9 protein-coding genes and 1 pseudogene are annotated in these 8,177 nt (G+C 29.6%); 3 read left to right on the top strand and 7 right to left on the bottom strand.

Annotation, left to right across the window (positions count from 1 at the left end; all coding sequences use genetic code 11):
- From ACI3VO_RS14440 to ACI3VO_RS14425, 4 genes are all read right to left on the bottom strand, one after another.
- Window positions 1–1,141 (bottom strand): M56 family metallopeptidase (locus ACI3VO_RS14440; protein ID WP_439758589.1); only part of this gene is annotated, 1,141 nt, incomplete at its 3' end.
- 17 nt (window positions 1,142–1,158) lie between these two features.
- Window positions 1,159–1,518 (bottom strand): BlaI/MecI/CopY family transcriptional regulator, encoded by a 360-nt coding sequence (locus ACI3VO_RS14435; RefSeq protein ID WP_439758588.1) that lies wholly within the window; start codon window positions 1,516–1,518, stop codon window positions 1,159–1,161.
- A gap of 158 nt (window positions 1,519–1,676) precedes the next feature.
- A complete protein-coding gene (locus tag ACI3VO_RS14430) occupies window positions 1,677–2,699 on the bottom strand; it encodes a branched-chain amino acid aminotransferase (protein ID WP_439758587.1) in 1,023 nt (340 codons plus the stop codon).
- 158 nt (window positions 2,700–2,857) lie between these two features.
- Window positions 2,858–3,253, bottom strand: coding sequence for a winged helix-turn-helix transcriptional regulator (locus ACI3VO_RS14425; protein ID WP_439758586.1), 396 nt, complete (start codon window positions 3,251–3,253; stop codon window positions 2,858–2,860).
- Between the two features lie 169 nt (window positions 3,254–3,422).
- Between ACI3VO_RS14425 and ACI3VO_RS14420 the strand changes: the two genes are divergently transcribed.
- A complete protein-coding gene (locus ACI3VO_RS14420) occupies window positions 3,423–4,205 on the top strand; it encodes an EFR1 family ferrodoxin (protein WP_439758585.1) in 783 nt (260 codons plus the stop codon).
- 57 nt (window positions 4,206–4,262) lie between these two features.
- Here ACI3VO_RS14420 and ACI3VO_RS14415 read toward each other — a convergent pair whose 3' ends face one another.
- On the bottom strand, window positions 4,263–4,445 hold the full coding sequence (locus tag ACI3VO_RS14415; RefSeq protein ID WP_439758584.1) for a DUF1858 domain-containing protein: 183 nt from the start codon (window positions 4,443–4,445) through the stop codon (window positions 4,263–4,265).
- Window positions 4,446–4,512: 67 nt separating this feature from the next.
- Window positions 4,513–5,064, bottom strand: a complete 552-nt coding sequence (locus ACI3VO_RS14410; RefSeq protein WP_439758583.1) for a hemerythrin domain-containing protein — start codon at window positions 5,062–5,064, stop codon at window positions 4,513–4,515.
- Between the two features lie 208 nt (window positions 5,065–5,272).
- On the opposite strand from ACI3VO_RS14410, the gene ACI3VO_RS14405 reads away from it, so the two are divergent.
- The gene (locus ACI3VO_RS14405; protein WP_439758582.1) at window positions 5,273–5,914 is read left to right on the top strand and encodes a Crp/Fnr family transcriptional regulator; all 642 of its coding nucleotides are present in this window, start codon (window positions 5,273–5,275) and stop codon (window positions 5,912–5,914) included.
- A 41-nt stretch (window positions 5,915–5,955) separates the two neighbouring features.
- Here the strand turns inward: ACI3VO_RS14405 and hcp are convergent, their stop codons facing one another.
- Window positions 5,956–7,593, bottom strand: coding sequence for a hydroxylamine reductase (gene hcp, locus ACI3VO_RS14400; protein WP_439758581.1), 1,638 nt, complete (start codon window positions 7,591–7,593; stop codon window positions 5,956–5,958).
- 392 nt (window positions 7,594–7,985) lie between these two features.
- On the opposite strand from hcp, the pseudogene ACI3VO_RS14395 reads away from it, so the two are divergent.
- Window positions 7,986–8,177 (top strand): annotated as a pseudogene (locus tag ACI3VO_RS14395) (dicarboxylate/amino acid:cation symporter); the annotation flags it as partial.

The raw sequence follows: 8,177 nt of genomic DNA, 5'->3' as shown, positions 1-8,177 counted from the left end.
ATTTAAAACCTATTGCACTCTCTATGTCCTCTTTAGACGCATATGGAGAAAAGCTATATAAATAATCCCACTCAAAGTCAGTCAACTCTGCTAGATCTTCAATTAGTACATTTTTATTTTCACTTTTTTGTTCTAATGCTTCTATATTTTTAACTAGTGATTTTGAATTGTCTAAGTCGTTATTTTTAGGATTAGATATTAAAAACAGCGTAGAAGAAGTTATTATCAATACAACTATAAAAATCACTGATTTTTTAGGCTTTTTATAGCTTAAAATATTTTTTATCCTAGATTTAATACTATTTTCAGAGAACGAAATAGGAACATTGAACGTATTACCTCTATTAACAGCTAAATTTAAAAGTGAGTAGCTATAATTTGTCTTTATATCTTCTCCTAAATTCTTCATTACCTTTTCATCACAAGACATCTCCATATCTCTAGTCATAAGCATGAAGCTTATCCACATAATCGGATTAAACCAATGCACTGCCAAAAGTAAAAATGCTATTATTTTAATCAAATAATCCTTCCTTCTCAAATGAACCTTTTCGTGTTCAATTATGTAGATTTTTTCCTGCTCAGTCACATTTGTAGGTATGTATATTTTGGGTCTAAACAATCCAAATACAAACGCTGTGTCTATTTGATCGCTCTCGTATATGTTTTCGCCGTACAATGTCGCCATTTTTATTCTGGAATGTGTCTTTATATACGACACGATAAAACACACGATTAATACTTGAATACCTATTAACCATAAATTTGCCGCTATCTGCGTAAAATTAATTTCAAAGCCTCGAGTATTATCGACTAAATTATCGACAGTATGCTCTGCTACATTGTTATTTGAAGCTTGAGTCATCGAAATATTTGAAATACTGCTGTTTACAGTTATATTTTTGGAAGCTCCATCTATTTTTCTAAATCCATCTCTATTAATAAAGTTAAAGATACTCAATTTAGAAATAAACGATATCGGACAAACCAACCTAAATAAGACAACTATCCAAAGCGCAAAAGAAAAACCTTTAGGAGCTTTTCTAATAACAAATCGAATAGCAATAACTACAATCGCAACATAACTTGCAGTTATACTCATATCCAATATATTTTTAAATATATTCTCTAATAAATACATGTTAAGACCTCTCTTTTTTAATCTTCTTTATAAGAATCTATCAGCTTCTTCAGCTCGTCAGCTTCCTTTTTAGAAATTTTTTTATCTCCAAAAAACGCAGTCAAAAATTTAGGTAGCGAGCCACCAAATGATTTATCGACAACTTCATGGCTTTCATATTTTTGAGTTTCTTCTTTTTTAACTAACGATGTCACTATTGTATTTTCATTTTTCACAAAATTTCTTTGAGATAATTTTCTTAGTACTGTATATGTAGTGGATTTTTTCCATCCAAGTCTTTCATTACATAATCTAACTAGATCACCTGATTTAATAGGTTCCTCCTCCCAAATAATATTCATAAATTTATATTCTGCATCGAATAATTTATAATCCATAATTCCCATCCTCCTTTTGGTTTATTACAATAAACCTATATTTATTTTAAGTTTATCACGATAAACCAATTTTGTCTATCGAAATTTTTCGCACAAAAAACTGCTACACAAGATAAGCCTTATGTAACAGTCTATTTTTCAATAATAATTATTTATTTTTATTTAACCTTTACTATCCATCCTTCTGGAGCTTCTACATCACCAAATTGTATTCCATATAGAGTTTCATATAATTTAGTGATCACTGGTCCAGCTTCTTCCTTGCTGTGGAATATGTATTCTTTGTCGTTGTAGAATATGCTTCCTATTGGTGCAACAACTGCAGCTGTACCACAAGCACCTACTTCTACAAATTGATCTATATCGTCTATTAATATTTCTCCTTCTATCGCTTCCATACCTAAGTAATCTCTAGCAACTGTCAATAGTGAATTTCTAGTTATACTTGGTAGGATAGATGGTGAATTCGGAGTTATAAATTTATTATCTTTAGTTATACCAAAGAAGTTTGCAGCTCCTGCTTCTTCTATCTTAGTGTGAGTTGCTGGATCTAAATATATACAGTCAGAATAACCTTCTTCATTTGCTATTTTGTGAGGAAGTAAACTACCTGCGTAGTTTCCACCAACCTTAGTTGCTCCAGTTCCCCATGGTGCTGCTCTATCGTATTTAGCAGTTGTCATTGAAACTGGCTTAAATCCACCTTTGAAATATGGACCTACTGGTATACCAAATATACAGAATAAATATTCTGGAGCTGGTCCAACACCTATATTATCTCCACATCCTATCATAAAAGGTCTTAAATAATATGTAGCACCTGTTCCATATGGTGGTACGTATTTTTCATTTGCCTTTACAACTTGAATGCATGCATCTATAAATTTATCAACTGGTACTTCAGGCATTAATATTCTCTTACAGCTATCTTGAAGTCTTTTTGCATTCATATCTGGTCTAAATAATTGTATAGATCCGTCTTTTGTAGAATATGCCTTTAATCCTTCGAAGCATTCTTGTCCATAATGTAGTGCTGTAGCACCTACACTTATAGATATTTTATCTCCTTGTTGTATCTTTCCTTCATCCCACTTTCCATCTTTCCAGTAAGATACATATATATTGTCTACATATGCATAGTTAAATCCTAGTTCGTCCCATTTTATATTTGCTTTCTCCATAAAAACTATCTCCTCTACTATTTTTTAATTATTTTAAATTTTCAAACTTTTCTATGTATACAATATATAATAACAAATTTTATTATATTTCGCTATATATTTTATAAAAATTTATGATTTTAATATAAAATAATAAATTTACTTATATAAATAAATTATTATTTTAAAACTTGACTCATTTTTGCTTTTTTTCCCCAATCATAAAGCACCTCAAAAACATCTATCAATTCTTTTCCAATTGGAGTCAATGAATATTCAACATGCGGTGGAATTTCATTAAATTGTACTCTATTCACAATATTGAGCTTCATCAACTCTTTTAAAGTTTTGCTCAAAACTACATTAGAAATTCCATCTAAACGTCTTTGTAGTTCATTATATCTTAAAGGTTCTTCCTTTATTAATTCCCAAATTAGCTTCATCTTCCATTTTCCATTTAAAACATCTAAAGTAAATTTTACTGGACAATCTCTACCATCTAAGCTTCCTTTACAATCGCTTTTACAATTAATATATTTTTCTTTTAATTTATCATCAATATTTTCTAATTTCATATTTATCAAATCAGCCTCTCATACTTTATTATTTATTACAACATAGCTCTACAGTAATATTTTTATTACTATATAATAAAAATATATGTACTTGAACTAATATTATCATATATTATAATGAATTTATAATCTATTTTTTACATTTTTAGGAATTAGGAGGTCAATAATTATGAAAATAAGTACTATATATTTCAGCCCTACAAATACAACAAAAACTATAGTTGAAACTATAGCAAATGTGTTTTCTAGTGAAATAAATACTTGCGATATAACATTTGATAGAACAAAAAAAGTTGAAGATTTTAAAGAAGATGAACTTTTAATAATTGGTATGCCTGTATATGGCGGTAGAATTCCTTATCTAGTACAAGAATTTGTAAAAAATCTAAAAGCTAGTAATACATTATGTATCCCTGTAGTTGTATATGGCAATAGAGATTATGAGGATGCTCTTTTAGAATTATCAGATTATCTTGAAGAAGGTGGATTTAAGGTAGTATCTGCTGGAGCATTTATAGGTGAACATTCATTTGGTGCTGAAATAGCAGGTGGTCGTCCTAACGACGATGACTTAAATATAGCAAAAGACTTTGCAGTAAAATCAAAACAAAAAATAGAAAACGCAAATTCTATAGGTGACTTTGAAAAATTAAATATTCCAGGAAATCACCCTTACAAAGAATCAGCTCCAGCTCCGATTGAATGGGGACCAGAAACACTAGATACTTGTAATAATTGTGGCACATGTAAAGATGTATGTCCTATGGGAATAATAGACATAGAAAATCCTAAACTTATAACTGATATATCAAAATGTCTACATTGCTGTGCGTGTGTAAAAGCATGTCCTCAAAATGCTAAAGTTATGACATCTGAAATGTACAATAAATTCAAAGGATTTTTAATGGCTACTTGTTCTGAAGTTCAAAAGCAACCAGAACTTTTTGTATAATCGATCTTAGTAAATAACAACCCTCAGTGGAAACTCGCCCACTGAGGGTTAAATATCCTATTTGTTTAATTGAGCCAAAATCTCTTCTACATCATGCCCATGTACTTTACAGGCTTCCTCTAAAGTTTCAACTTGTGCAGAGGGACAACCTAAGCAGCCCATACCCATGCCCATTAAAACCTCAGCAGCTTCTGGTTTCATTCTCAATATTTCTCCTATAGTCATATCTTTTGTTATCATAAAACTCACCTCTATTTTTTATTTATATCAATCATTTAATGATATATTTGCTAATATATATCTTTAACTATTTTAGGTATTTTAATTCAAGATTTTCTAATAAAGCTATATATTTCTCTCTAGCTTGTCGATTTTCAAATTCGTATTTATCACATTCTCTATCTACAGCATCTAAAATATCTCTATCTAATTCTCTATTTGCAAATTCAAATATAACTCTATCCTCCTTGTCTATATGAGAACTCAACAAGTTAGTATAAGAAACTGCATTTGCAATTATATCTAGTTTAGCTTCATAATCACCTGATTTAAATTGATTTAATGATTTTTCGAGATTAGATACGTATAATCGTCCTAAATCGTGCTCTACTAACATACCGTGTGTAATTAACTTTTCTCCAATTGTATCAATATTATCTACCATTCTATTAAATAAAATTATTTCTTCTTTATTATGATGATGGCCATCTGCAAAATTCCTGATAAAATCTATTACGTTTAGAAAATCTCCATACTCTAATTTATTGTTGTCTATAAATTCCATGCACATATTTCTGATTACTGATAACATTCTTTTTATATACTCATGTTCGTTTTTCATAAGTTCAATTGCACTCATTCCTCTACCTCCCTATTTTATATATAATAATCCTATATTAAATACCTCTTTAGTATTTACATTTATGGAATACTTTATAACTCATATGCAAAAAATTGATTATAACTATTATTAAGTGGTATTATTTTATAATGCATAGGAAATCAACATTATGACTCTTTAGAATAAAGATTTTCTTATAGTAATATTTTAAAGGTGGTAAATTAACATGTTTTACGATATAAAGCCCGAAGAAATTTTAAATTTTTTTAAAGATATAGATTATACAATCAAAACCTTCTCTGCGAAAGAAATAATAGCACTTGAAGGTGATGAATGTAAATACATAGGTATTATATTAAATGGAACTCTAGATATTAAGCGAATGTTGAGCAATAAAGTCGTCAAGATGACTTCAGTTGGCCCAGGTCACCTATTTGGAGAGGTAATTGTATTTTCCGATGTAGACAAGTACCCGGCGACTGTAATATCTTCTTCAAAATCTGAGATATTATTTATCTCAAAAGACAATTTTATAAAATTTTGTTATACTCATGCCGATTTTTTAGAAATGTTTCTAAAGGATCTAAGCAATAAAATTTTAATTTTAAATAAATCTATAGAAAGATTATCCTACAACAGTATTCGCCAAAAAATCAGTAATTACATCTTAGACGAGTATCAAAAGCAAGGCAGCAGATTTATTAATATAAGTATGACCAAACAAAAGCTTGCCGAAACTCTAGGTGTGCCTAGACCTTCTTTATCTAGAGAGCTTATCAATATGAAGGAACTCAACATCATAGATTATTCTAAAGATACAATAAAAATTTTAAACTTAGAAGCTCTATTTAAAATTTTAGACGAATAAAAAGTCCCCCCTCTCAATTGAGATGAGGGGCTTTTATATTTCTATTCCATAAACATTTTTATATCATCTTCTACAGTAGATATTCCACCTATACCAAAGTTTTCAACTAATACCTTAGCTACATTTGGTGATAAGAATGCTGGAAGAGTTGGTCCTAAGTGTATATTTTTAACTCCTAAATATAGTAGTGATAATAATACTATAACAGCCTTTTGTTCATACCAAGCTATATTAAACGCTATTGGCAGATCATTTATATCGTCAAGACCAAATACTTCTTTTAATTTTAAAGCTATAACAGCAAGTGAATAACAATCGTTACATTGTCCTGCATCTAAAACTCTAGGAATTCCACCTATATCTCCTAAGTCCAATTTGTTGTATTTGTATTTTGCACAACCAGCTGTAAGTATTACTGTGTCTTTTGGTAGAGCCTTTGCAAATTCTGTGTAGTAATTTCTAGATTTAGCTCTTCCATCACAGCCTGCCATAACGAAGAATTTTTTAATTGCTCCAGATTTTACGGCTTCTACTATTTGATCAGCTAGTGCTAGCACTTGGTTATGCGCAAATCCGCCTACGATTTCACCTGTTTCTATTTCTGTTGGTGGTGGACATTTTTTAGCGTGTTCTATTATTTCAGTAAAGTCTTTATCTGACTCGCTATTTCCATTTATATGCTTGCATCCTTCAAACCCAACTGCTCCAGTTGTATAAACTCTATCCTTGTAAGTATCCTTTGGTGGTACTAGACAGTTTGTAGTCATAAGTATTGGACCGTTGAAGCTTTCAAATTCTTCTTTTTGTTTCCACCAAGCATTTCCGTAATTGCCTACGAAGTGAGGGTATTTTTTAAATGCTGGATAATAGTGAGCTGGCAGCATCTCTGAATGTGTATATACATCTACTCCTGTGCCCTCTGTTTGTTTTAATAATAATTCTAAATCCTTCAAATCATGTCCTGATATAAGTATTGCTGGGTTATTTCTAACTCCTATATTTACCTTTGTTATCTCTGGATGTCCATAAGTTCCTGTATTTGCGCTGTCTAGTAAAGCCATAGCATCGACTCCTACCTTACCTGCGTTTAATGCTAAAGCTACTAAATTATCTGAAGTCAAACTGTCATCCATAGTTTTAGCTAGAGATTCCTGCATAAATGCATCTATTTCTTCATTTTCATACCCTAAAGCATTGGCGTGCTTCATATATGCAGACATTCCCTTTATTCCATATATAACTAATTCCCTTAAGCTTCTTATATCTTCATTTTCTGTAGCTAAAACTCCTACCTTTGCAGATTTTTCTTCCATTTCTGATTTAGATGTAGACTTCCATAGAGCTGCTTCTGATAAATTCTCTTTATTATTTAATTCAGATAATAGCTCTTCTTTTATTTCTAAAGTTTCCGCTATTTTTGCATAAAATACTTCATCATCAAAATTTACATTAGTTATAGTTGCAAATAGATTCATAGTTATCATATGATTGACTTTAATATCTACAGATTTTCCTTCTGCTCTAAGTTTAGTTGTCACATCTGATAATCCTTTAGTTACATATATTAATAAATCCTGTAATCTAGCTAATTGTGGTGATTTTCCACAAACACCTGATTTAGTGCATCCGCTACATCCAGCAGTTTCTTGACATTGAAAACAAAACATTTTATTTTCCATATTTTATTCCTCCAAATCGTTAATTTATTTTACTATTAATGATTTTTATTTCACATATTTGTTTGATTTGTATATCATGCCATCATTATATATTTAAATAAAAATATAATCTGTAACATAGGTTACAAGTATTGAAATTTTTAATGTTGTATTACTTTGACAAGGTTTTCTATGATTTTATATCTAACTTATAGATTTAATCAATATTATTTATATTTATCTATAGATGGTGACAAATTTGAAAATATTATTTATATTTTATTTTTTTATAAAATATATCTATTAATTTTATCTATAAAAGTTATTAGACTTATGTTAAAATATTAACTATTATATTAATATAAAAAAGAATGTACAAATAAAATTTATTAAATAAAAAGGGGGATTTTTGTATGGGTTCTGAGGCTTCAAAAAATAAGTCAACTCAAAATGTAAATACTTTAGCAACAAAAATGGCAATCTCGCTTATTGCTGGACTAGTAATAGGAGCATTGTTATTAATTTTAAGAGAAAATTTAATATCTAATGGTCATGAATCAACTTGGAATATTATAAATAATTTATTCTTCCAAGATATAAGTACT

This window comes from Intestinibacter sp. (genome assembly GCF_051866655.1).
Taxonomy (GTDB): domain Bacteria; phylum Bacillota; class Clostridia; order Peptostreptococcales; family Peptostreptococcaceae; genus Intestinibacter.
The sequence above is the reverse complement of the archived record's forward strand: the minus strand, read 5'-3'. Positions and strand labels throughout refer to the sequence as shown.